Source organism: Streptomyces sp. NBC_00239 (assembly GCF_036194065.1).
Lineage (GTDB): Bacteria > Actinomycetota > Actinomycetes > Streptomycetales > Streptomycetaceae > Streptomyces.
Genome location: NZ_CP108095.1, coordinates 3,764,316 through 3,786,809, shown reverse-complemented (window position 1 = coordinate 3,786,809; position 22,494 = coordinate 3,764,316). Strand labels below are relative to the sequence as shown.

Below are 22,494 nucleotides of genomic sequence, written 5' to 3'. Positions count from 1 at the left end.
TCAGCGGGCGCCGACGACGCGCCGGCCGGCCATCGCCGCGGCGCGTGCCGCCAGCCAGGCGTCGTGCGCCCGGCAGACCCGCTGCCACAGCCCGCTCAGGTCGTCGGGCGTCAGCCCCACCAGGGAGCGGCCGAAGACGGAGCCGAAGACCTCGAACCACTCGCGCTCGGTGGTGATCTCGTGCTTCTCGTTGCCGTCCGGCCGGATGCGCGTCAGGACCCGGCCGCGCAGGGCGTCCGTACCGCCGCGGTGGCGGCGCATCATGGCGAAGGTGCGGACGAACGGCGAGTCCTCGCCGGTGGTGAGCCGGTAGTGCGGGGTGTCGAAGTCGGTCATCTGCGCCGGGGCGGAGTGGAACACCATCCGCTCGAACGACCCGCGCGCGTCGTGGTGCAGTACCCAGCCCGCCGAACGGCCGGCCGCCGGGCCGCTCGTACGCTCCAGCCGGTACGTGAACCCCAGCTGCTCGTACGTGCCTTCGCGCAGCGGGAGCGGCAGCAGCGGGCCGTCGCCCAGGCCGACGTCGACCAGGTACTCCCTGCCGTCCACGCGGACGGTCAGCGCGAGGTGGTGGCCGTTGACGGTCTCGGACGGGACGACGTGGACGTCGCCGTAGTGGCGGGTGACGTCGTATCCGAGGTGGTCGAGGAGGGCGGCGAAGCCGCCGTTGAGGTGGAAGCAGTAGCCGCCGCGGCCGAGGGTGAACCGGAGAGCCGATAACTCCGGTTCGATGCACGGCGGGCGCCCGACCTGGATGCCGATGTTCTCGTACGGCACGTGCTCCAGGTGGGCCTGCTGGAGGTCGAAGAGGCCCTCTGCGGAAGGGGAGCCCCGGCCCTCGACACCGAGATGCCGAAGATAGTCCGCGTATATCCCAGAAATCATCTCTTCAGGCTAGGCAGGCGTCCGCGTGGCTGTCTTCCTCCGCCGTGCTGCCCGGATGCCTGCTGCAACTTGTCTGTTTCTGGCGTTACTTGTCGATGTCGCCGACGACGAAGAACAGCGAACCGAGGATGGCGACCATGTCAGCGACCAGCGTGCCCGGCAGCAGCACCGCCAGCGCCTGGATGTTGTTGTACGAGGCCGAGCGCAGCTTCAGGCGGTACGGGGTCTTCTCGCCCTTCGAGACGAGGTAGTAGCCGTTGATGCCGAGCGGGTTCTCGGTCCAGGCGTACGTCTGGCCCTCCGGCGCCTTCAGCACCTTGGGGAGGCGCTGGTTGATCGGGCCGGGCGGCAGTTCGGCGAGCCGGTCCAGGCAGGCCGTCGCCAGTTCGAGCGAGTTGTGAGTCTGTTCCAAGAGGCACTCGAAGCGGGCCAGGCAGTCGCCCTCCTGCCGGGTGGCCACCTTGAGGGTGTCCTGGAGCTCCCCGTACGCGAGGTACGGCTCGTCGCGGCGCAGGTCGAAGTCGACGCCCGAGGCGCGCGCGATGGGCCCGCTGACCCCGTACGCGTGGACCGCCTCGGCGGACAGCACGCCGACGCCGCGGGTGCGGCCGCGGAAGATCTCGTTGCCGAGGACCAGGTTGTCGTAGACGTCCATGCGCGTACTGACGTCCGCGATGGCGGCGCGCGCCCGGTCGAGCCAGCCCAGCGGCAGGTCCTCCTTGAGGCCGCCGACCCGGTTGAACATGTAGTGCATGCGGCCGCCGGAGATCTCCTCCATGACGGCCTGGAGCTCCTCGCGCTCGCGGAACGCGTGGAAGATCGGGGTGATTCCGCCCAGTTCGAGGGGGTACGACCCGAGGAACATCAGGTGGTTCAGGACCCGGTTCAGCTCGGCGAGGAGGGTGCGCATCCACACCGCCCGCTCCGGGACCTCCATGCCGAGCATCCGCTCGACGGCCATGACCACGCCGAGCTCGTTGGAGAAGGCGGACAGCCAGTCGTGGCGGTTGGCCAGCATGACGATCTGGCGGTAGTCGCGGGCCTCGAAGAGTTTCTCGGCGCCGCGGTGCATGTAGCCGACCACCGGCTCGGCGCTGACGATGCGCTCGCCGTCCAGTACGAGCCGCAGGCGCAGCACGCCGTGCGTGGAAGGGTGCTGGGGGCCGATGTTGAGCACCATGTCGGTGCTCTCCGCCGCTCCGCCGATGCCGACCGTCGTCTCCGTCATGCGCACAGTGTCTCAGCCCTAGGGTTGAAGAATGGATACGGGGACGACTGACGGGCACGGCGGGCGGACCGAGCCGCGGTGGACGGGGCTGCCGGGCGGCCTGCTGTCACTGCGCAGGCTGCTGCTGGCGCTCTGGCTGGGGGCGGCCGCGGTGGCGGCCGGGGTGCTGCTGTGGGTGTTCGCCGGCCCCGCCTGGGCGGCCTTCGCGGCGCTGCCGCTGGGCCTGCTCGGCTGGGGGTGGGTGCTGCTCGGCCGCAACTGGCGGTCCTGGCGGTACGCGGAGCGCGCCGACGACCTGCTGATCTCGCGCGGGGTGCTGTGGCGCGAGGAGACGGTGGTCCCGTACGGGCGGATGCAGCTGGTCGAGGTCACCTCGGGGCCGCTGGAACGCCGCTTCGGGCTGGCCTCCGTACAACTGCACACGGCCGCGGCGGCCACCGACGCCCGCATCCCGGGCCTGCTGCCCGCCGAGGCCGAGCGGCTGCGCGACCGGCTGACCGAGCTCGGCCAGGCAAGGTCGGCGGGACTGTGACCGGGCGGGTGCGGGAAGCCGGGCGGGTGCGGGACGGGGAGCGGCGGCTGCATCCGGTGACGCCGTTCCGGCGGGCCTGGGCGCCGGTGGCGCTGCTCGCCGGCCTCGTCTTCCAGCAGCCGGAGCGGGCCCGCGAGTGGTCCCACGGCCTGTCCACCGGCCTGGGCACGGCGATCGTCGCCGCGGTCCTGCTGGCGGCCGGCCTGTACGGCTTCCTGACCTGGTGGTTCACCTACTACTCGGTGACCGCGACCGAGCTGCGGATCCGGACCGGGCTGCTGTTCCGGCGGACCGCGCACATCCGGCTGGACCGGCTGCAGGCCGTCGACGTCACGCAGCCGCTGCTGGCCCGGGTGGCCGGGGTCGCCAAGCTCAAGCTCGACGTGATCGGCACCGAGGACAAGGACGAGCTGGCCTACCTCGCCGAGCGGGACGCCCGCTCGCTGCGCGCCGAGCTGCTGGCCCGCGCGGCCGGCTTCGCCCCGGAGGAGGCGGCGGCCGTCGGGGAGGCGCCGGTGCACGAGCTGCTGCGGGTCGGGCCGCGCCGCCTGGTGGTGTCGATGCTGCTGACCGCGGGGGTGTGGGCGGCCCTGGCCGCCGGGGTGCTGGCGCCGGTGGTGGTGTGGTGGCTCAGCGACAGCGTGTGGGTGGCCCTCGCGGTCCTGGTGCCGGTCCTGGGCGGCGCGTGGTCGGCCAGCGCCGGGCGGTTCCTGTCCGAGTACGACTGGACCGTCGCCGAGTCCCCGGACGGGCTGCGGCTCGACCACGGCCTGCTGGACCGGGCGCACGAGACCGTGCCGCCGGGCCGGGTGCAGACCGTACGGATCGTGGAGCCGCTGCTGTGGCGGCGGCGCGGCTGGGTCCGGGTGGAGCTGGCGGTGGCCGGGTCCTCGAACGAGGTCCTGGTGCCGGTCGCCGCGCGGGCGGAGGCGGCCGCGGTGATCGCCCGGGTGCTGCCCGGGGTGGACCTGGCCGCGCTCGACTTCGCGCCCGCGCCGCGGCGGGGCTCCCGGTGGGTGGTGCCGGTCTGGTGGAAGGGGTACGGGCTGGCCGTCTCGGACGAGGTGTTCGCCGCCCGACACGGCCGGCTGTGCCGGCGTACCGAGGTGGTGCCGCACGCGAAGGTGCAGAGCGTACGGCTGAGCCAGGGCCCGTGGGAGCGGGCCCGGGGCGTCGCGGACGTCCGCGTGGACACCGGCGCGAACGGCACCGTCACGGCCCGGCTGCGGCCCGCCGCCGAGGCGTCCGCCCTGCTGTGGGCGCAGGCCGACCGCTCCCGCACCGGCCGCGCCGACGCCCGCCCCGACCGCTGGATGACCTGAGGCCCGCAGCGGGCCCCGGGCCCGGCCCGGGCCCGGGGCCGCCGGGGGTTACGCCGCTCCGCCGCCCCCGCCGGCGCGCACCAGGCCCGTCTCGTAGGCGAGGACGACGACCTGGACGCGGTCGCGCAGGCCCAGCTTGGTGAGGATGCGGCCCACGTGGGTCTTGACCGTCGCCTCGGACAGCACCAGGCGGGCCGCGATCTCGCCGTTCGACAGGCCCTGCGCGACCAGCAGCATGACCTCGCGCTCGCGGTCGGTCAGCCGCTCCAGCTCCTTGTGCTGCGGCTCCTGCGTCGTCGTCGGCAGCATCGGCGCGAACCGGTCCAGCAGGCGGCGCGTGGTCGACGGCGCGACCACCGCGTCCCCGCTGTGCACCGAGCGGATCGCCGCCAGCAGCTCGGACGGCGGCACGTCCTTCAGCATGAAGCCGCTCGCACCCGCCTTCAGTCCCGAGAACGCGTACTCGTCGAGGTCGAAGGTGGTCAGGATGATCACCTTGGGGTGGTTCTCCGGCGCACAGATCCGCCGGGTGGCCTCGACCCCGTCGAGCCTGGGCATGCGGACGTCCATCAGGACCACGTCCACGGTCGTCGCCCGCAGCACCTCCAGTGCCTCAAGGCCGTCACCGGCCTCGGCGACCACCTCCATGTCCGGCTGTGCGGCCAGCACCATCCGGAAGCCGGTCCGGAGCAGCATCTGGTCGTCGACCAGCATCACGCGGATGGACATCTCTTAAGATCCCTTTCCCTTCAGGGGCAGCAGCGCACTGATCCGGAAGCCGCCGCCGGGCCGCGGCCCCGCGTCCAGCGTGCCGCCCACCATGCCCACCCGCTCCCGCATGCCGATCAGCCCGTGCCCGGCGCCGTCTGCGCCGCCGTCCTCGTACAACTCGTGTGCCGCGCCCCGCCCGTCGTCCTCGACCAGCAGGCCCAGCCCGTCGTCGAAGTAGACCAGCCGGACGCTCGCGCTGGCCTCGGGGCCCCCGTGCTTGCGCGTGTTGGTCAGCGCCTCCTGCACGATCCGGTACGCCGTCAGCTCGACGCCGCTCGGCAGTTGCCGGGGACTGCCCTCGACCTGGAAGTCGACGTGCAGGCCGGCCGTGCGGACCTGCTCGACCAGGACCTCGATCTGCTCCACGTCCGGCTGCGGCACGTAGTCCTCGGACTCCTGCGGCTCGCCCGTCCGCAGGATGCCCAGCAGCCGGCGCATCTCGGCGAGCGCCTGCCGGCCGGTCCCGGAGATCGTCTGGAGGGCCTCCTTGGCCTGCTCGGGCGCCGCGTCCATGACGTACGCGGCGCCGTCCGCCTGCACGACCATCACCGACACGTTGTGCGCGACGACGTCGTGCAGCTCGCGGGCGATCCGGGCCCGCTCGGCGGCCACCGCCGCCCGGCCCTGCGCCTCGCGCTCCTTCTCCAGCCGTTCGTTGCGCTCGACCAGTTGCGCGTAGTACGCCCGCCGGGTGCGCACCGAGTCGCCGAGCACCCAGGCCAGCGCGAACGGCACCGTCAGGAAGAACGCGAACATCGCGGTCTGCTTGGGGTCGCCCTTGTCGAAGTGCCAGCGCACCCCCGCCAGTGGCGCCGCGACCAGCCCCCAGGCCAGTGCCGTACGGGACACCCAGCGCGCCACGTCGCTCGCGGCCACGGTGTAGAGGATGGCCAGCATCGCGAGGTTCGCCAGCCCGGGCTGCGCGCCCGCGGCCAGCTGGTAGAGGCCGGTGCCGATGGTCAGCCACAGCATCTTCCGCGGGGTCCTGCGGCGCAGGGCCACGACCACGCACAGCGCGATCACCGCGGGCAGCGACAGGGCCCGATCCCGCCCGGACGGGTACGCCTCGGCCAGCTCCAGCGCGGCCACGCCGAAGAGCATCACAGCCCAGAAGCTGTCGACGCCCGTCGGGTGTCTGCGGAGGAAGTCATAGAGCCGTTGCACGTAACCCAGAGTAGGGAAGGACACCGGGTGCCCGAGTCAACCGGAGGGGCGATCCATGCCGGGGGCATGTACTCCCCAAGGTGGAGGGTGAACCTAACCTGTGCGGGATGAGGACTCACCGTGAAGAAGGACCGGCCGCCCCGCGGGCCCTGCCGGGCCCGCTGCGCTGGCGTCCGGCCATGGAGGCGGCCCTCTACGGCCCGGACGGCTTCTACGTGCGCCCCGGCGGCCCCGGACCGGCCGGCCACTTCCGCACCTCCGTGCACGCCTCCCCGCTGTTCGCGGGCGCGGTGGCCCGCCTGCTGGAGCGCGTCGACGAGGCCCTGGGCCGGCCCGCCGTCCTCGACCTGGTCGACATGGCGGCCGGCCGCGGCGAGCTGGTGTCCGGGGTGCTGGCCGCGCTGCCCCCGGACACCGCCGCGCGGGTCCGCCCGTACGCCGTGGAGCGGGCGCCGCGCCCGGCCGGCCTGGACCCCCGGATCGAGTGGCGCGCCGAACCGCCCGCCGGGGTGCGCGGGCTGCTCTTCGCCAACGAATGGCTCGACAACGTCCCCCTCGACATCGCCGAGGACGGCCGGTACGTGACCGTGGACCGGGACGGTACGGAACACCCGGGCGGCCCGCTCGACGCCGCGGACCGGGCCTGGCTGGAGCGCTGGTGGCCGGGCGGCGGGCTTCCCGGCGGCGGCCGGGCCGAGATCGGCCGGGCCCGCGACGAGGCGTGGGCGGCGGCCGCGGCCACCGTGGCGCGCGGGCTCGCGGTCGCCGTGGACTACTGCCACACCCGCGCCGACCGGCCGCCGTACGGGACCCTCGCCGGGTTCCGGGACGGCCGCGAGGTGCGCCCGGTGCCGGACGGCGGCTGCGACGTGACCGCGCACGTCGCCCTGGACGCGTGTGGCGGACCGGGGGCGGTGCTGCGCACCCAGCGGGAGGCGCTGGCCGCGCTCGGGGTCTCGGGGGCCCGGCCGCCGCTCTCGCTCGCCTCCACCGATCCGGCGGGCTACGTGCGGGCGCTGGCGGGGGCCGGCGAGGCGGCCGAGCTGACCGCGCGCGGCGGGCTCGGCGACTTCGGCTGGCTGGTGGAGGCGAAGGGGATCGACCCCCTGCTGTGAGCGGGCTGACGTGAGTACGGGGGCCGGGGCGCCCGTGCGCCCCGGCCCCCGGCCGTGGAACCGGCTGCCGGCCGCCCCCGTACACCGGGGCCGGCCGGTCTGCCGTGGTTACTCGGTCACGCCGTCGTGGCCGTGGCCCTCGTGCAGGCCGCCGCCGCTGCCGTCGCCGCCACCGGTCGGCTGCGAGACGACCGGCCGCGACAGCGGCGCCAGGTCGAAGGCGTAGTGGCCCACCGCGTCGGCGATGACATCGATGTTGATGTCGAAGGCCTTCATGTCGATGTTGGTGATGTCGTCGCCCTTGCCGTGGTAGTTCACGTCGTACGCGACCCCGGCCGTACCGCCGAACTTCGCGGCCTGGGCGGCCGTCTTGATGCCCTCGGCGCCGGTGAAGGTGCCGCCGGCCGGGATGCCGGCCTCGATGAACGGGCCGTAGTCGGAGCGGCCGGAGAAGTCGGTGCCCTCGTGCGGGATGCTCTTCGAGTCGAGGAAGTCCGTGATGCCCTTCTCGATCTGCGCCGAACCCTCGGGGCCGGGGCCCGCGCCCACGCCGTCCGAGTCGTCGCCGTCGTAGGCGAAGTACGCGGCGTTCGGCGAGGCGATCATGTCGAAGTTCAGGTACAGCTTGATCTGCTTCTTCTGGGCCTCGGTCAGCGAGGCCACGTACGCCTCGGAGCCGAGCAGGCCGAACTCCTCCGCCGACCACCAGGCGAACTTGACCTTGTTCTTGACCTTCTCCTTCGACTTGGCCAGTTCGAGGGCGGTCTGCAGGATGCCCGCCGAGCCCGAGCCGTTGTCGTTGATGCCGGGGCCGGCCGCCACCGAGTCGAGGTGCGCGCCGAGGAACACGGTGTTCGCCGCGTCGCCGCCCGGGGTCTCGGCGATGACGTTGAAGGTCTTGCGGTTCTCGCGCAGCTCGCGGATGTCGAGGGTGACCTGGACCGGGCCCTTCGCGACCTCCGCGGCCAGCGCCTCGCCGTCGGCCTGGGTGAGGCCGCCGGTCGGGATCCGGCCCACGGTCGGGTCGCCGAGGGTGCCGTTCAGGGCGCCCGCCGTGTTGTTGTAGATGACCGCGCCGACCGCGCCCGCGGCGTACGCGTTGGTCTGCTTGACGGCGAAGGTGCAGCCGCCGCGCTTGACCAGGGCGATCTTGCCGGTGAAGGCGCCCGCGGCGAAGTCGCCGGGCTCGCAGCCGTTGGTGCCGTCCGCGTCCACCGGGGCCACCGCGACGTCGGCCGTCACGCCGTCCTGCGGCCCGTTGGCCGTGTACGTCATCAGCTTGATCGGGACGTCCCGCTCGACGGGCGAGTTCACGTGCAGGGTTTCCGCGAGCGTCTCCGTGTACACGAATTCGAACTCGTGACGGGAAAGCTTGTAGCCGGCCGCCTTCAGCACGGCCTCTATGTACTTGGCGGACTGCTCGTGCCCCTTGGAACCGGCGACGCGCGTGCCGTTGTTGTAGTCCGCCAGGGACTGGAACACCTTCAGGTGCTTGAAGGCGTTCTTGGCGGTGGCGTCCTTGACCAGCTTGCGGGCCAGTGCGTTGCCGCGTGCGGCGTCGCTCGCCGGGCTGGTGGCCCCGGCGGGGCCCGCGAGGAGAAGCGGCGACACAAGGGCCGCAGCAGCGAGGGTGGCGGTGGCTGCGGCTATACGGCGTGAGGGCATGGAGGTCCTTTCACGGCAGGCAGGAGCGCGCGCTCTGAACGCGGGGTGGTCGGTGGTGCACGCACGTTAGACACCAAGTCGCCACTCTGGCCAGAGTTTTCACTGATTCCGGTTTATGAATTCCATATATCGGTACGTCGATACGACGCCGCGCGCCGACCGTGGGCCATCCGGCCCTGGCGTTCACGAGACCGACGGACCCGGAAGCCGCCGCAGTACGGCTCCCGGACACCGCCACCGCGGGGCTTCGGACACCATCCCGGCCCCCGGGCACCACCCCCGGCCCCCGGGCACCGCCCCCGCCCCCCGGGCGCCACGCCCGCGCGCCCTCACACCACCCGCCCCACGAAACCCCGTACCGCCTCGCGGACGTCCGCCGCCGTCCACTCCAGGGCCTCCGCCGTCACCGTCACCTCGGTGACCGCCACTCCCGGCGGGCCGTCCTCGAACCAGCGCCGGAACAGCGCGACCCCGTCCTCCTCCGCCTGCCGTACGCCCGCCTCCGTCAGCGCGTCCGCCGGGTACGGCAGCCACACCTGGAACTGGTGGGTGTGCGGGGCTTCCGGATGCACCCGGAACCACGGCACGCCGGCCGCCTCGAACCCCTCGCGCAGCCCCTGCGCCACCACCCGGGCGTGCGCCACGTACGACGGCAGCAGCGGAAGCTCCCGCTCCAGGCCGATCAGCGCGGACAGCGCCGCCGGGAACTGCCGGAACACCTGACCGCCGTACCGGTGCCGCCACACCCGCGCCTCCGCGACCAGCTCGGCGGGACCCGCCAGCGCCGCCCCCGAATGACCGCCGAGCGACTTGTAGAACGACACGTACACGCTGTCCGCGAGCCCGGCGATCTCCGCCAGCGGCCGGCCGAAGTGCGCCGTGGTCTCCCACAGCCGCGCCCCGTCGAAGTGGACCACCGCGTCCCGCTCCCGGGCCGCGGCCACCAGCTCCGTCAGCTCCTCCCACGACGGCAGCAGGAACCCGGGTTCGCGCAGCGGCAGCTCCAGCATCAGCGTCCCGAACGGCTCGGGCAGCGCCGCCACCTCCGCCGCGGTCGGCTGGCGCCGCTCCGCCGTGGTGTGCACCACCCGCAGGCCGCTGACAACCTGGAGCGCGTCGCCCTCATGGACCTCCGGGTGGGCCTGCGGGTGCAGGGCCACCACCGGGTTACCGGTCCGGCCCGCCCAGCAGCGCAGCGCCACCTGCTGGGCCATCGTCCCGGACGGGAAGAACGCCGCGTCGGCCGTGCCCAGCAGGTCCGCGACCCGGCGCTCCAGCTCCGCCACGACCCCGTTGCCGTAGATGTCCGCCGGTCCGTCCAGGTCGTACACCGCTTCCGCGTGCTCCGCCAGCCACGCCAGGTGCTCGCGCAGCGTCGGGTCGGCCGCCCCCCGGGTCAGTTTCCGCCCGGCCCCCCGCCACGCGGCCAGCCGCCGCCGCTCCCGGTCCCGCTCGGCCTGCTCGGAATCCAGCTCGGAATCCAGCTCTGGGTCCTGTCGGGGGTCCCGCTCATCGGCCCGCCCACCGGCCCGCTCGTCGTCCCGGCCTGCGCCCTGCCCTGAGTCCGGCTCGGGCGCCCGCGTCTCGTCCGTCATACGGCTGATCATGGCCCGGGACCGGCCCGCCTGGCCACGGCAAATGCAACGGCTAGCATGGCGACGTAACGTCCGGTACCCCCCGCGGACTGGAACGGAAGGCCCTTCCCGCGTGAACGCATCACCGCTCCCGGCAGCGCAGCCCCGCCCCGCACGGCTCACGGTGGGAGTCGTCGGCGCAGGCCGCGTCGGCCCGGCCCTCGCCGCCGCCCTGCAGCTCGCCGGACACCACCCCGTAGCCGTCTCCGCGGTCTCCGACGCCAGCCGCCGGCGCGCCGCCGACCTGCTGCCCGACGTGCCCCTCGTACCGCCCGCGCAGGTCCTGGAACGCGCCGACCTGGTGCTCCTGACCGTGCCCGACGACACCCTCCCCGGGCTCGTCGAAGGGCTCGCCGACACCGGCGCCGTACGCCCCGGCCAGCTGCTCGTCCACACCTCCGGCCGCTACGGCACCGCCGTCCTCGACCCCGCCCGCCGGGCCGGCGCCCTGCCGCTCGCCCTGCACCCCGCCATGACCTTCACCGGCACCGCCGTGGACGTCCAGCGCCTCGCGGGCTGCTCGTTCGGGGTAACCGCCCCCGAGGAACTCCGCCTCGCCGCCGAAGCCCTCGTCATCGAGATGGGCGGCGAGCCCGAGTGGATCGCCGAAGAGGCCCGCCCGCTCTACCACGCGGCCCTCGCCCTCGGCGCGAACCACCTGGTCACCCTGGTCGCCCAGTCGATGGAGCTGCTGCGCACCGCCGGCGTCGAACACCCCGACCGGATGCTCGGCCCGCTCCTCGGCGCCGCCCTCGACAACGCCCTGCGCTCCGGCGACGCCGCCCTCACCGGCCCGGTCGCCCGCGGCGACGCCGGCACCGTCGCCGCGCACGTCGCCGAGCTGCGCAAGCACGCCCCGCAGACCGTCGCCGGCTACCTCGCCATGGCCCGCAGCACCGCCGACCGCGCCCTCGCCCACGGCCTCCTCAAGCCCGAACTCGCCGAAGACCTCCTCGGCGTCCTCTCCGAGGGAGGCGAGCGGTGACCTGCGCCCTCCTGCACACCGCCGACGACCTGCACGCCCTGCCGCGCACCGGCCGCCGCGCCGTCGTGATGACCATGGGCGCCCTCCACGAGGGCCACGCCACCCTGGTCCGCACCGCGCGCGCCGTCGCCGGACCCGGCGGCCAGGTCGTCGTCACCGTCTTCGTCAACCCGCTCCAGTTCGGCGCCGGCGAGGACCTCGACCGCTACCCCCGCACCCTCGAAGCCGACGTCAAGCTCGCCGAGGCGGCCGGCGCCGACGTCGTGTTCGCGCCCGCCGTCGACGAGGTCTACCCCGGCGGCGAACCCCAGGTCCGGATCACCGCCGGCCCCATGGGCACCCGGCTGGAGGGCGCCACCCGCCCCGGCCACTTCGACGGCATGCTCACCGTCGTCGCCAAGCTCCTCAACCTCACCCGCCCCGACACCGCGCTCTTCGGCCAGAAGGACGCCCAGCAGCTCGCCCTCATCCGGCGGATGGCCGCCGACCTCAACTTCCCCGTCGAGATCACCGGCGTGCCCACCGTCCGCGAGGACGACGGCCTGGCCCTCTCCAGCCGCAACCGCTACCTCTCCGCGCCCGAGCGCCGCACCGCACTCGCCCTCTCCCGGGCCCTGTTCGCCGGCCGCGACCGGCTCGCCGCCCAGGCCGCCCTGCGCGCCCGCGCCGAAGCCGCCCCCGCCAGCGACGAACGCGCCACGGCCCTGGCCCGGCTCGGCGAGGCCCGCGCCTCCGCCGACGCGCACGCCGTCTCCGCCGCCGGAACCGGCCTGCCCTCCGCCGTACGGGCCGCCGCCCGCGCCGTACTCGACGACGCCGCGCACGCCGAACCGCCGCTGCTCCTCGACTACCTGGCGCTCGTCGACCCCGCCGACTTCACCGAGGTCCCCGACACCTTCGCGGGCGAGGCGGTCCTCGCCGTCGCCGCCAAGGTCGGCACGACCCGGCTCATCGACAACATCCCCGTGGAGTTCGGAGCACACCCGTGAGCACTGGCATACGACTGCACGCCCCCGCCCCCGGCTGGGCGATCGAGGCCGACGTCGTGGTCGTCGGCTCCGGTGTCGCGGGCCTGACCGCCGCACTGCGCTGCGCCGCCGCGGGCCGCCGTACGGTCGTCGTCACCAAGGCCCGCCTCGACGACGGCTCCACCCGCTGGGCGCAGGGCGGCATCGCCGCGGCGCTCGGCGAGGGCGACACCCCCGAGCAGCACCTCGACGACACCCTCGTCGCCGGCGCCGGCCTGTGCGACGAGGCCGCCGTACGCCTGCTCGTGACCGAAGGGCCCGACGCCGTACGGCGGTTGATCGACACCGGCGCCGTCTTCGACACCTCCGACGCCACCGGTGAGATCGAACTGACCCGCGAAGGCGGCCACCACCGCCGCCGGATCGCCCACGCGGGCGGCGACGCCACCGGCGCCGAGATCTCCCGCGCCCTGGTCGCCGCCGTCCACGACGCCGGCATCGAGACCGTAGAGAACGCCCTGGTCCTCGACCTGCTCCAGGACGCCGACGGCCGCACCGCGGGCGTCACCCTGCACGTCATGGGCGAGGGCCAGCACGACGGCGTCGGCGCCGTGCACGCGCCCGCCGTCATCCTCGCCACCGGCGGCATGGGCCAGGTGTTCTCCGCGACCACCAACCCGGCCGTGTCCACCGGCGACGGCGTCGCGCTCGCCCTGCGGGCCGGCGCCGAGATCTCCGACCTGGAGTTCGTCCAGTTCCACCCGACCGTCCTGTTCCTCGGCCCGGACGCCGAGGGCCAGCAGCCCCTGGTCTCCGAGGCGGTGCGCGGCGAAGGCGCCCACCTCGTCGACGCCGGCGGGGTCCGCTTCATGGCCGGACAGCACGAACTCGCCGAACTCGCCCCCCGCGACATCGTCGCCAAGGCCATCATGCGCCGCATGCAGGAACAAGGCGCCCACCACATGTACCTGGACGCCCGGCACTTCGGCGCGCAGATGTGGGAACAGCGCTTCCCCACCATCCTCGCCGCCTGCCGCGCCCACGGCATCGACCCCGTCACCGAGCCCATCCCGGTCGCCCCCGCCGCGCACTACGCCAGCGGCGGCGTCCGCACCGACCTCGACGGCCGCACCACCGTCCCCGGCCTGTACGCGTGCGGCGAGGTCGCCTGCACCGGCGTCCACGGCGCCAACCGGCTCGCCTCCAACTCCCTCCTCGAAGGCCTGGTCTTCGCGGAGCGGATCGCCGCCGACATCGCGGCCTCGTCCGCCCCCCGGACCGGCCCCGGCATACCGGTGCCGTCCACCGGCCCGCTGCTGAGCGGCGAAACCCGCCTGGACATCCAGCGGATCATGACCGAAGGCGCGGGCGTCCTGCGCTCCGCCGCCTCCCTGGAGCAGGCCGCGGACGCCCTCGAAGCCCTCTACGGCGCGGCCCTGACCGAACTGGAGACCCACGGCAAGACCGCCGAACCCGGCACCGACAGCTGGGAGTCGACCAACCTGCTGTGCGTGGCCCGGGTCCTGGTCGCGGCCGCCCGCCGCCGGGCCGAGACCCGCGGCTGCCACTGGCGCGAGGACCACCCGGACCGGGACGACGAGAACTGGCACCGCCACCTCGTCGTCCGCGTGTCCGAGACCGAGAGGCGCGCCCTGGTCGTCACCACGACCGACTCCGCGGACTTCCCGTCCGTACGCCACCCCCCGATCCAGGAGCAGTGACCGTGAGCACCCCCGAACTTCCCCTCGTATCCGACGACTCGGCCGGCGGCTGCGGCGACGACTGCGCCTGCGAGCCCGCCGAGTCCGGCCTGGACCCGGCCCTCGCCCAGCTGCTCGCCGACGCCGGCCTCGACCCGATCGAGGTCGAGGACGTCGCGCACATGGCGCTCTCCGAGGACCTCGACGGCGGCGTCGATGTGACCACCGAGGCCACCGTCCCCGAAGAGGCCGTCGCCACCGCCGACTTCACCGCCCGCGAGGCGGGCACGGTGGCGGGCCTGCGGATCGCCGAGGCGGTCCTGTCGGTCGTCTGCACCGACGAGTTCGAGGTCGAGCGGCACGCGGAGGACGGCGACCGGGTCGAGGCCGGCCAGGTCCTGCTGTCCGTCACCGCCCGCACCCGCGACCTGCTCACCGGCGAGCGCAGCGCGCTGAACATCCTGTGCCGGCTGTCCGGCATCGCGACCGCCACCCGCGCCTGGGCGGACGCCCTGGAGGGCACGGCGGCCCGGGTCCGGGACACCCGCAAGACCACCCCCGGCCTGCGCGCCCTGGAGAAGTACGCGGTCCGCTGCGGCGGCGGCGTCAACCACCGCATGTCGCTGTCCGACGCGGCCCTGGTGAAGGACAACCACGTGGTCGCGGCGGGCGGCGTGGCGCAGGCCTTCAAGGCGGTCCGCGAGCAGTTCCCCGACGTCCCCGTCGAGGTCGAGGTCGACACCCTGCACCAGGCCCGCGAGGTCATGGACGCCGGCGCCGACCTGATCCTCCTCGACAACTTCACCGTGCCGGAGACCGAGGAGGCCGTGAGCCTCAACCGCGGCCACAACCAGGGCCGCGCGGTCCTGGAGTCCTCGGGCCGCCTCACCCTGGAGAACGCCCGCGCCTACGCCGAGACCGGCGTCGACTACCTGGCCGTCGGCGCGCTCACGCACTCCTCGCCGATCCTCGACATCGGACTCGACCTGCGCGAGGCGGCACGCTGATGCTGCTGACCATCGACGTGGGCAACTCCCAGACGGTGCTCGGCCTGTTCGACGGAGAGGAGCTCGTCGACCACTGGCGGATCTCCACCGACCCGCGGCGCACCGCCGACGAGCTGGCCGTGCTCATGCAGGGACTGATGGGCATGCACCCGATGCTGGGCGAGCGGCTCGGCGCCGGGATCCACGGCATCGCGATCTCCTCGGCGGTCCCCTCCGTCCTGCACGAGCTGCGCGAGGTCACCCGCCGCTACTACGGCGACGTGCCCGCGGTGCTGGTCGAGCCGGGCGTCAAGACCGGCCTGCCGGTGCTGACCGACAACCCGAAGGAGATCGGAGCCGACCGCATCGTCAACACGATCGCCGCGGTCGAGCTGTACGGCGGCCCCGCGATCGTCGTCGGCTTCGGCACCGCCACCACCTTCGACGCGGTGTCCGTGCGCGGCGAGTACGTGGGCGGGGCGATCGCCCCGGGCATCGAGATCTCCGTCGAGGCCCTCGGCGCCCGCGGCGCCCAGCTCCGCAAGATCGAACTGGCCCGGCCGCGGAACGTGATCGGCAAGAACACGGTCGAGGCGATGCAGTCGGGCATCGTGTACGGGTTCGCGGGCGCGGTCGACGGGGTCGTCACGCGGATGCGGCGCGAGCTGGCCGGTCCGGACGGGGACCCGTCCGACGTGCGGGTCATCGCCACCGGTGGGCTGGCGCCCATCGTCCTGGGGGAGACCACCGTCATCGACGACCACGAGCCGTGGCTCACCCTGATCGGCCTCCGCCTGGTCTACGAGCGAAACGCCCCGGCCTTCTCCTGACGCCCGCCGCCCCCTCCCCGGGCGGAGCCCGGCAACCCCGCGCACCCTCCAGCCCCTCGGGCGCTCGAGGAGCGGGTCCGGGCAGGGCCCGGCGCCCCTGCGCACCTTTCAGCCCCTCGGGCGCTTGAGGAGCGGGTCCGGGCAGGGCCCGGCGCCCCTGCGCACCTTTCAGCCCCTCGGGCGCTTGAGGAGCGGGTCCGGGCAGGGCCCGGCGCCCCTGCGCACCTTTCAGCCTCTCCGGCGTTTGAGGAGCGGGTCCGGGCGGAGCCCGGTGCCCGGCGTCAGCCGGGTTGTCTTGGGGCTCCGCCCCGAACCCCGCGCCTCAAACGCCGGCGAGGCTGGGAATTGCCCGCCCGGCGGGATGTGTCCGCCAGCGGGGTGTGCCGCCCGGGCGTCGGCGGGGCTGGGGGTGTGCCCCGGGGGTGCCTCAAGGTGCCGGCTAGGCCCCAGGGGGTGCCCCAGGGCGCCGACGGGGCTGGAGTGGCGCGGGGTTGCAGGGGGGGCGGCGCCGCGCCGGAGGTGACCGGGTCAGGGGATTTTGTCCGATTAGCGCGTATCTTCTGGCCATGCCCACGCCCTACGGATCCCGCGGCGGCATGGCGTTCAGCGCTGCTGAGCTGCACGTGCTTCGGCGTTCCCTCGCCCACGCTCTCCACTCCGACACCCACCGGGCGGCCCTCACGGCCACGGAGGTCCAGGACTGCCTGCGCCTGTCGCACGCGGTCGACGAGGCGGTCTGTGAGGCGGGGCGCCTCAGAGCCTTCCTGCTCGCGGACCTCGGGCGGTACCGGGCCGCCCTGCCCGGCAGTCTCACCGGCTACCTGGAACTCCTCCAGGACGCCCTCGCCGCCGGCTACCAGCCCGTACCCGACGACCTCGCCGCCCTGCGCGCGCTGCGCGGCAACCCGGTCGCCGCCGCCCTCCTCGACCGCTGCCGCCTGCTCGCCGAGCGCGCCCTGCGCGGCCGCCTCGCCCCGGCGCCCCGGTCCCGGCTGCTGGCCCTGCGCGGCGGCCGGGACGGCGGCGAGGAGCGGCCGCCCCAGCCGCCCGCCGCCCCGGAGCCCGCGCAGCCCAAGCCGGCCAAGCCGGAGCGCCCGATCCCCACGCCGGGCGAGGTGTTCCCGCCGCGCCGCAAGCCCGCGCCCCCGCCGGACGCCCGCGCGGCGGGGTAGCTACGCTGAGGGGCATGGACTACGTTTCCGCGCTCGTGCCCCCCATCGTGATGGCCGCGTTCTTCATCGCCCTCGTCGTGACGATCGTGAAGACCCAGGGCGGCGCCAACAAGGCCAAGGAGGACGCGGTGGTGGACGCCGTGATCGCCCGCGCCGAGTCGGCCCGGCAGACCCCGAATACCGGCGCTTCCTGATCCGAGCTCCACAGCACTCCCCGGGCGTACGGCTCCCTATTGGGACCGTGCGCCCGTTTTTGTTGCGCGACTCCGGAGTGTGTTGGGGTGAATGGCCGGGCGATTTAGGACATCTCACACTATTGTGCTGCTGTGCCTCGCCCCTTGGGAGAACTCGAAGACGCCGTGATGACCCGGGTGTGGCAGTGGAACCGCCCGGTGACTGTTCGAGAAGTGCTGGAAGACCTCCAGCAGGAACGGTCCATCGCGTACACCACGGTCATGACCGTTATGGACAATCTTCACCAGAAGGGCTGGGTGCGGAGGGAAGCGGAAGGCCGCGCCTATCGATATACCGCGGTCTCCACCCGTGCCGCGTACTCGGCCGCACTGATGAACGAAGCCTGGTCCACCAGCGACAACCCCGCCGCGGCGCTGGTCGCCTTCTTCGGCATGATGTCGGCGGAACAGCGCGAAGCGCTCCGCGATGCCGTGCGCATCGTGCAGCCCCAGGAACCCGCGGAACCGGAAGCGGAAGGCCGCGCGGGGGCCGCCGGGCCCGCTTCCCCCGGTACGGATGCCGATGACACCCCGGGCCCCTCGGGACGATAGCGTCCGGTACATGGCCGCAGAGCACCCTCACCTTCATGACGATTCGCTTCCGCATCGGAATCCCGGTGCGAATGCAAAAGCAGTGACGATCCGCCGGGCACGCACCAGTGATGTGGCCGCGGTGCGCCGGCTCCTCGACCAGTACGTACACGAGCGGATCCTGCTCGACAAAGCGCCGGTGACTCTTTACGAGGACATCCAGGAGTTCTGGGTGGCGGAACGCGAGGATGACCGGGCGGTGCTCGGCTGCGGCGCTCTGCATGTGATGTGGGAAGACCTCGCCGAAGTCCGCACTCTCGCCGTCGACCGCGAGTTGAAGGGCTCGGGAGTGGGACACCGACTCCTCGCCAAGTTGCTGGAGACCGCCCGGGCGCTCGGGGTGAGCCGGGTATTCTGCCTCACCTTCGAAGTCGACTTCTTCGCCAAGCACGGTTTCGTGGAGATCGGTGAGACCCCGGTCGACACCGATGTCTACAGCGAGCTGCTGCGTTCCTATGACGAGGGTGTCGCGGAGTTCCTGGGTCTCGAACGAGTGAAGCCGAACACCTTGGGCAACAGTCGGATGCTTCTGCACCTCTGATCGATCACCCCGGTAATACGGCAGCGCTCCCACCTGTGGCCTATGTCCGAATCGCGCACGTTTCCCGTCCCAGTGAGGCCCTGAACCTCTCCCGGGGGTTTGTGTTTTCCTGGCAAAAGCGGTTTCCTTTCCGCGTACTGCATTTTCGATGAAAGGAAATCCGGTGGCGCAGAAGGTTCAGGTCCTTCTTGTCGACGACCTCGACGGTGGCGAGGCGGACGAGACCGTGACGTTCGCTCTCGATGGCAAGACCTACGAGATCGACCTCACCACCGCCAACGCGGACAAGCTCCGCACCCTGCTGGAGCCGTACGCCAAGAGCGGTCGCCGCACCGGTGGCCGTGCCGCGGCCGGCCGCACCAAGGGCGGCCGCGTCGCCGCCGGCGGCAACACGGACACCGCCGAGATCCGCGCGTGGGCCAAGTCGAACGGTTACAACGTGAACGACCGCGGCCGCGTCCCGGCCGACATCCGCGAGGCCTACGAGAAGGCCAAGGCCTGATTCGACCGCGTACGCAGCAGCCGGGCCCGGTGGCACTCCGTCGCCGCCGCGCCGACCAGCCGTACGAGATCGGGAGCCCCCGCGGGGGTCCCGGCGCCGGGCGGCCGCCCCAGGGCGGTCATCGCCGGCAGCCTTGCCTCACATCCCGCTTCGGGGGGCCGCAGCCACACGGCGGCCCCCTGACGGGTTTCCGGGACTTCCGTGTCTCCGGCGCCCTCCCGGACCTCCCCGGCCCGCCCCGGTACCCCCGGTGAGCGGCCCGGCGCCCCCGTCGGGGGCAGCGGGGCGGTGATCCGGCCGCCGGCGCCCGTGGCGGTGAGGTCCAGGGCGACCCCGCCCCACTCCAGCCAGTCGAGCAGCCCCGCCAGCTCGTCCGCGGCGCCCGCGGCCACCAGCATCCGCATGCGGCGCCCCAGCACGGCCACCGGCCCCGTGGCGATCCCGCGGCGCAATACGGCGAAGCCCGCGTCCGAAGGCATCTCCAGTACGTCGAAACAGACGCCCGTGAGCAACTGGACCGGCGGTCCGCCGGCCACCGGCCAGCCGAGCACGTGCGCGTACCAGTGCGCGACCGGGTCGCCCAACGGGTCGGACGGGGCCCGCGGAAGCGGGGCGGTGAGCGCCATACCGGAGCAACTCTCGAATCACCCTTGAGTTACGCAGGGTCGACCGTTCAATGCGGAGTGTGAAGATCCCCAAGCGGACGCGCGCATTCGAGGCCGCAAGCGTGTTCGCCCTTAGCGGAGGCGACCGGTGTTGGGGGCATGGACTGTCACCGGTTACGGGTAAGACATTCCTAGTGGATCGGGGTGACACGCCGATCCGACCGGCTTCCGTTCGCCATCGGCGTAGTGGCGGAACGGGTATCTGCCTGGCCTGCGGGAACATCGTCTCGCACCATCGGGTTGGAGCAGTTGTCGGCTGTGCAACGCGGATTCACCCCCTGACGACAAGGCCGACAGGGGTGAGCCGGGGACGGATGTCGGCAGTTGGAATGAGCTGTCCCGCCCCGCGGGACTAGCATGCGGAAGGACAGGGCGGGGACCGACCCCGAACTGCCCGACCGCTCTGAGGAGCGAATAACGATGTTCGAGAGGTTCACCGACCGCGCGCGGCGGGTTGTCGTCCTGGCTCAGGAAGAAGCCCGGATGCTCAACCACAACTACATCGGCACCGAGCACATCCTCCTGGGCTTGATCCACGAGGGTGAGGGTGTCGCCGCTAAGGCCCTGGAGAGCCTCGGGATTTCGCTCGAGGCTGTTCGTCAGCAGGTCGAGGAGATCATCGGTCAGGGGCAGCAGGCCCCGTCCGGCCACATCCCCTTCACCCCGCGGGCGAAGAAGGTCCTGGAGCTGTCGCTCCGAGAGGCCCTCCAGCTCGGCCACAACTACATCGGCACCGAGCACATCCTGCTCGGCCTGATCCGCGAGGGCGAGGGCGTCGCCGCCCAGGTCCTCGTGAAGCTGGGCGCCGATCTCAACCGAGTCCGGCAGCAGGTCATCCAGCTGCTCTCCGGCTACCAGGGCAAGGAGACGGCCACGGCAGGCGGCCCGGCCGAGGGCACCCCCTCGACCTCGCTCGTCCTCGACCAGTTCGGCCGCAACCTCACCCAGGCCGCCCGCGAATCCAAGCTCGACCCGGTCATCGGGCGCGAGAAGGAGATCGAGCGGGTCATGCAGGTGCTGTCCCGCCGGACCAAGAACAACCCGGTCCTCATCGGCGAGCCCGGCGTCGGCAAGACGGCGGTCGTCGAGGGCCTGGCCCAGGCCATCGTCAAGGGCGAGGTGCCCGAGACCCTCAAGGACAAGCACCTCTACACCCTCGACCTCGGTGCGCTCGTCGCCGGATCCCGCTACCGCGGTGACTTCGAGGAGCGCCTGAAGAAGGTCCTCAAGGAGATCCGCACCCGCGGCGACATCATCCTGTTCATCGACGAGCTGCACACGCTCGTCGGTGCGGGTGCCGCCGAAGGCGCCATCGACGCGGCCTCGATCCTGAAGCCGATGCTGGCCCGCGGTGAGCTCCAGACCATCGGTGCGACCACGCTCGACGAGTACCGCAAGCACCTGGAGAAGGACGCGGCTCTCGAGCGCCGCTTCCAGCCCATCCAGGTCGCCGAGCCGTCGCTGCCGCACACCATCGAGATCCTCAAGGGTCTGCGCGACCGCTACGAGGCCCACCACCGCGTCTCCATCACGGACGAGGCCCTCGTGCAGGCGGCCACCCTGGCCGACCGGTACATCTCGGACCGCTTCCTCCCGGACAAGGCGATCGACCTGATCGACGAGGCCGGCTCCCGGATGCGCATCCGCCGGATGACCGCGCCGCCGGACCTCCGCGAGTTCGACGAGAAGATCGCCGGCGTCCGCCGTGACAAGGAGTCCGCGATCGACTCCCAGGACTTCGAGAAGGCAGCTTCGCTCCGCGACAAGGAGAAGCAGCTGCTCACCGCGAAGGCCAAGCGGGAGAAGGAGTGGAAGGCCGGCGACATGGACGTCGTCGCCGAGGTCGACGGCGAGCTGATCGCCGAGGTGCTGGCCACCGCCACGGGCATCCCGGTCTTCAAGCTCACCGAGGAGGAGTCCTCGCGACTGCTCCGCATGGAGGACGAGCTCCACAAGCGCGTCATCGGCCAGAAGGACGCCATCAAGGCGCTCTCCCAGGCGATCCGCCGTACCCGTGCGGGTCTGAAGGACCCGAAGCGTCCCGGTGGCTCGTTCATCTTCGCCGGCCCCTCGGGCGTCGGTAAGACCGAGCTGTCCAAGACGCTCGCCGAATTCCTCTTCGGCGACGAGGACGCACTGATCTCCCTCGACATGTCGGAGTTCAGCGAGAAGCACACGGTTTCCCGTCTCTTCGGTTCGCCCCCCGGTTACGTGGGCTACGAAGAGGGCGGCCAGCTCACCGAGAAGGTCCGCCGGAAGCCGTTCTCCGTCGTCCTCTTCGACGAGGTCGAGAAGGCGCACCCGGATATCTTCAATTCCCTGCTGCAGATCCTGGAAGACGGTCGCCTGACCGACTCCCAGGGCCGCGTGGTGGACTTCAAGAACACCGTCATCATCATGACGACGAACCTGGGTACGCGGGACATCTCGAAGGGCTTCAACCTGGGCTTCGCCGCCCAGGGCGACGTCAAGACCGGATACGACCGCATGAAGGCGAAGGTCAACGAAGAGCTGAAGCAGCACTTCCGGCCCGAGTTCCTGAACCGCGTCGACGACACGGTCGTCTTCCACCAGCTCAGCCAGGAAGACATCATCCAGATCGTCGACCTGATGATCGCCAAGGTGGACGAGCGCCTCAAGGACCGCGACATGGGCCTTGAGCTCAGCGGTGACGCGAAGCAGCTCCTGGCCAAGCGCGGCTACGACCCGATCATGGGTGCCCGCCCGCTGCGCCGCACGATCCAGCGCGAGATCGAGGACATCCTCTCCGAGAAGATCCTCTTCGGTGAGCTGCGCCCCGGTCACATCGTGGTCGTCGGCACGGAGGGTGAGGGCGAGGAAGCCAAGTTCACCTTCCGCGGCGAGGAGAAGTCGGCGCTGCCCGACGTTCCCCCGATCGAGGCCACGGGCTCCGGCCCGGACCTGAGCAAGGGCGCGTAAGCGCACCGGTACCGCTGCACAGCCGGTACCGAAGGGGCGGCCCCGGAACCACTCGGTTCCGGGGC

General features: G+C 72.6%; 21 protein-coding genes. 14 read left to right on the top strand and 7 right to left on the bottom strand.

The window, feature by feature from the left end; all coding sequences use genetic code 11:
* Complete coding sequence (locus OG764_RS16575; protein WP_328969190.1) at window positions 1-885, bottom strand: arylamine N-acetyltransferase family protein; 885 nt, start codon at window positions 883-885, stop codon at window positions 1-3.
* A gap of 85 nt (window positions 886-970) precedes the next feature.
* Entirely contained in the window at window positions 971-2,113 is a 1,143-nt protein-coding gene (locus OG764_RS16570) for an NADH-quinone oxidoreductase subunit D (RefSeq protein ID WP_328969189.1), read from the bottom strand.
* A gap of 31 nt (window positions 2,114-2,144) precedes the next feature.
* Here OG764_RS16570 and OG764_RS16565 point away from each other — a divergent pair, with 31 nt between their 5' ends.
* Together OG764_RS16565 and OG764_RS16560 are read left to right on the top strand one after the other, a co-directional pair.
* On the top strand, window positions 2,145-2,645 hold the full coding sequence (locus tag OG764_RS16565) for a PH domain-containing protein (protein ID WP_328969188.1): 501 nt from the start codon (window positions 2,145-2,147) through the stop codon (window positions 2,643-2,645).
* Window positions 2,642-3,967, top strand: a complete 1,326-nt coding sequence (locus OG764_RS16560; protein ID WP_328969187.1) for a PH domain-containing protein — start codon at window positions 2,642-2,644, stop codon at window positions 3,965-3,967. Before OG764_RS16565 ends, OG764_RS16560 begins: the two co-directional genes overlap by 4 nt.
* Window positions 3,968-4,015: 48 nt before the next feature.
* Here OG764_RS16560 and OG764_RS16555 read toward each other — a convergent pair whose 3' ends face one another.
* Window positions 4,016-4,696 (bottom strand): response regulator transcription factor, encoded by a 681-nt coding sequence (locus OG764_RS16555; RefSeq protein WP_328969186.1) that lies wholly within the window; start codon window positions 4,694-4,696, stop codon window positions 4,016-4,018.
* Window positions 4,697-4,699: 3 nt separating this feature from the next.
* On the bottom strand, window positions 4,700-5,902 hold the full coding sequence (locus OG764_RS16550) for a sensor histidine kinase (RefSeq protein ID WP_328969185.1): 1,203 nt from the start codon (window positions 5,900-5,902) through the stop codon (window positions 4,700-4,702).
* 107 nt (window positions 5,903-6,009) lie between these two features.
* Here OG764_RS16550 and OG764_RS16545 point away from each other — a divergent pair, with 107 nt between their 5' ends.
* Entirely contained in the window at window positions 6,010-7,017 is a 1,008-nt protein-coding gene (locus tag OG764_RS16545) for an SAM-dependent methyltransferase (RefSeq protein ID WP_328969184.1), read from the top strand.
* Window positions 7,018-7,125: 108 nt separating this feature from the next.
* Here OG764_RS16545 and OG764_RS16540 read toward each other — a convergent pair whose 3' ends face one another.
* Entirely contained in the window at window positions 7,126-8,682 is a 1,557-nt protein-coding gene (locus OG764_RS16540) for a M28 family metallopeptidase (RefSeq protein WP_328969183.1), read from the bottom strand.
* A 329-nt stretch (window positions 8,683-9,011) separates the two neighbouring features.
* The gene (locus OG764_RS16535) at window positions 9,012-10,277 is read right to left on the bottom strand and encodes a threonine aldolase family protein (RefSeq protein WP_328969182.1); all 1,266 of its coding nucleotides are present in this window, start codon (window positions 10,275-10,277) and stop codon (window positions 9,012-9,014) included.
* A 43-nt stretch (window positions 10,278-10,320) separates the two neighbouring features.
* Here OG764_RS16535 and OG764_RS16530 point away from each other — a divergent pair, with 43 nt between their 5' ends.
* The 10 genes from OG764_RS16530 (at window position 10,321) to OG764_RS16485 (ending at window position 18,824) form a co-directional block, all read left to right on the top strand.
* Complete coding sequence (locus OG764_RS16530) at window positions 10,321-11,301, top strand: Rossmann-like and DUF2520 domain-containing protein (protein ID WP_443055949.1); 981 nt, start codon at window positions 10,321-10,323, stop codon at window positions 11,299-11,301.
* Window positions 11,298-12,290 carry a pantoate--beta-alanine ligase gene (gene panC, locus OG764_RS16525; RefSeq protein WP_328969180.1) on the top strand — a complete coding sequence of 331 codons (993 nt, stop codon included), beginning with the start codon at window positions 11,298-11,300 and terminating at the stop codon, window positions 12,288-12,290. The genes OG764_RS16530 and panC overlap by 4 nt, the downstream gene beginning before the upstream one ends.
* Window positions 12,287-13,990 carry an L-aspartate oxidase gene (locus OG764_RS16520; RefSeq protein WP_328969179.1) on the top strand — a complete coding sequence of 568 codons (1,704 nt, stop codon included), beginning with the start codon at window positions 12,287-12,289 and terminating at the stop codon, window positions 13,988-13,990. The genes panC and OG764_RS16520 overlap by 4 nt, the downstream gene beginning before the upstream one ends.
* Before the next feature lie 2 nt (window positions 13,991-13,992).
* A complete protein-coding gene (gene nadC / locus OG764_RS16515) occupies window positions 13,993-14,976 on the top strand; it encodes a carboxylating nicotinate-nucleotide diphosphorylase (RefSeq protein WP_328969178.1) in 984 nt (327 codons plus the stop codon).
* Entirely contained in the window at window positions 14,976-15,785 is an 810-nt protein-coding gene (locus tag OG764_RS16510) for a type III pantothenate kinase (protein WP_328969177.1), read from the top strand. The genes nadC and OG764_RS16510 overlap by 1 nt, the downstream gene beginning before the upstream one ends.
* 566 nt (window positions 15,786-16,351) lie before the next feature.
* Entirely contained in the window at window positions 16,352-16,957 is a 606-nt protein-coding gene (locus OG764_RS16505) for a hypothetical protein (RefSeq protein WP_328969176.1), read from the top strand.
* 14 nt (window positions 16,958-16,971) lie between these two features.
* Complete coding sequence (locus OG764_RS16500; RefSeq protein ID WP_328969175.1) at window positions 16,972-17,151, top strand: hypothetical protein; 180 nt, start codon at window positions 16,972-16,974, stop codon at window positions 17,149-17,151.
* Window positions 17,152-17,283: 132 nt separating this feature from the next.
* Window positions 17,284-17,742, top strand: a complete 459-nt coding sequence (locus OG764_RS16495) for a BlaI/MecI/CopY family transcriptional regulator (protein WP_328969174.1) — start codon at window positions 17,284-17,286, stop codon at window positions 17,740-17,742.
* A gap of 10 nt (window positions 17,743-17,752) precedes the next feature.
* The gene (locus tag OG764_RS16490) at window positions 17,753-18,322 is read left to right on the top strand and encodes an amino-acid N-acetyltransferase (RefSeq protein WP_328969173.1); all 570 of its coding nucleotides are present in this window, start codon (window positions 17,753-17,755) and stop codon (window positions 18,320-18,322) included.
* Between the two features lie 163 nt (window positions 18,323-18,485).
* Window positions 18,486-18,824, top strand: coding sequence for a histone-like nucleoid-structuring protein Lsr2 (locus OG764_RS16485; RefSeq protein WP_328969172.1), 339 nt, complete (start codon window positions 18,486-18,488; stop codon window positions 18,822-18,824).
* On the opposite strand, the gene OG764_RS16480 is transcribed toward OG764_RS16485, so the two are convergent.
* Window positions 18,803-19,450 carry an SCO3374 family protein gene (locus OG764_RS16480; RefSeq protein WP_328969171.1) on the bottom strand — a complete coding sequence of 216 codons (648 nt, stop codon included), beginning with the start codon at window positions 19,448-19,450 and terminating at the stop codon, window positions 18,803-18,805. The genes OG764_RS16485 and OG764_RS16480 overlap by 22 nt on opposite strands.
* A gap of 459 nt (window positions 19,451-19,909) precedes the next feature.
* Between OG764_RS16480 and OG764_RS16475 the strand changes: the two genes are divergently transcribed.
* Window positions 19,910-22,429 (top strand): ATP-dependent Clp protease ATP-binding subunit, encoded by a 2,520-nt coding sequence (locus OG764_RS16475; protein ID WP_328969170.1) that lies wholly within the window; start codon window positions 19,910-19,912, stop codon window positions 22,427-22,429.
* The last annotated feature ends 65 nt before the right edge of the window (window positions 22,430-22,494 follow it).

What these genes read in the sequence shown, in the direction of transcription:
- OG764_RS16555 (WP_328969186.1), bottom strand. Translation starts at nt 4,696, where the DNA reads ATGTCCATCCGCGTGATGCTGGTCGACGACCAGATGCTGCTCCGGACC.
- OG764_RS16545 (WP_328969184.1), top strand. Translation starts at nt 6,010, where the DNA reads ATGAGGACTCACCGTGAAGAAGGACCGGCCGCCCCGCGGGCCCTGCCG.
- OG764_RS16570 (WP_328969189.1), bottom strand. Translation starts at nt 2,113, where the DNA reads ATGACGGAGACGACGGTCGGCATCGGCGGAGCGGCGGAGAGCACCGAC.
- OG764_RS16505 (WP_328969176.1), top strand. Translation starts at nt 16,352, where the DNA reads ATGCCCACGCCCTACGGATCCCGCGGCGGCATGGCGTTCAGCGCTGCT.
- OG764_RS16535 (WP_328969182.1), bottom strand. Translation starts at nt 10,277, where the DNA reads ATGACGGACGAGACGCGGGCGCCCGAGCCGGACTCAGGGCAGGGCGCA.
- OG764_RS16575 (WP_328969190.1), bottom strand. Translation starts at nt 885, where the DNA reads ATGATTTCTGGGATATACGCGGACTATCTTCGGCATCTCGGTGTCGAG.
- OG764_RS16510 (WP_328969177.1), top strand. Translation starts at nt 14,976, where the DNA reads ATGCTGCTGACCATCGACGTGGGCAACTCCCAGACGGTGCTCGGCCTG.
- OG764_RS16565 (WP_328969188.1), top strand. Translation starts at nt 2,145, where the DNA reads ATGGATACGGGGACGACTGACGGGCACGGCGGGCGGACCGAGCCGCGG.
- OG764_RS16540 (WP_328969183.1), bottom strand. Translation starts at nt 8,682, where the DNA reads ATGCCCTCACGCCGTATAGCCGCAGCCACCGCCACCCTCGCTGCTGCG.
- OG764_RS16480 (WP_328969171.1), bottom strand. Translation starts at nt 19,450, where the DNA reads ATGGCGCTCACCGCCCCGCTTCCGCGGGCCCCGTCCGACCCGTTGGGC.
- OG764_RS16490 (WP_328969173.1), top strand. Translation starts at nt 17,753, where the DNA reads ATGGCCGCAGAGCACCCTCACCTTCATGACGATTCGCTTCCGCATCGG.
- OG764_RS16500 (WP_328969175.1), top strand. Translation starts at nt 16,972, where the DNA reads ATGGACTACGTTTCCGCGCTCGTGCCCCCCATCGTGATGGCCGCGTTC.
- OG764_RS16530 (WP_443055949.1), top strand. Translation starts at nt 10,321, where the DNA reads ATGCAACGGCTAGCATGGCGACGTAACGTCCGGTACCCCCCGCGGACT.
- OG764_RS16475 (WP_328969170.1), top strand. Translation starts at nt 19,910, where the DNA reads ATGTTCGAGAGGTTCACCGACCGCGCGCGGCGGGTTGTCGTCCTGGCT.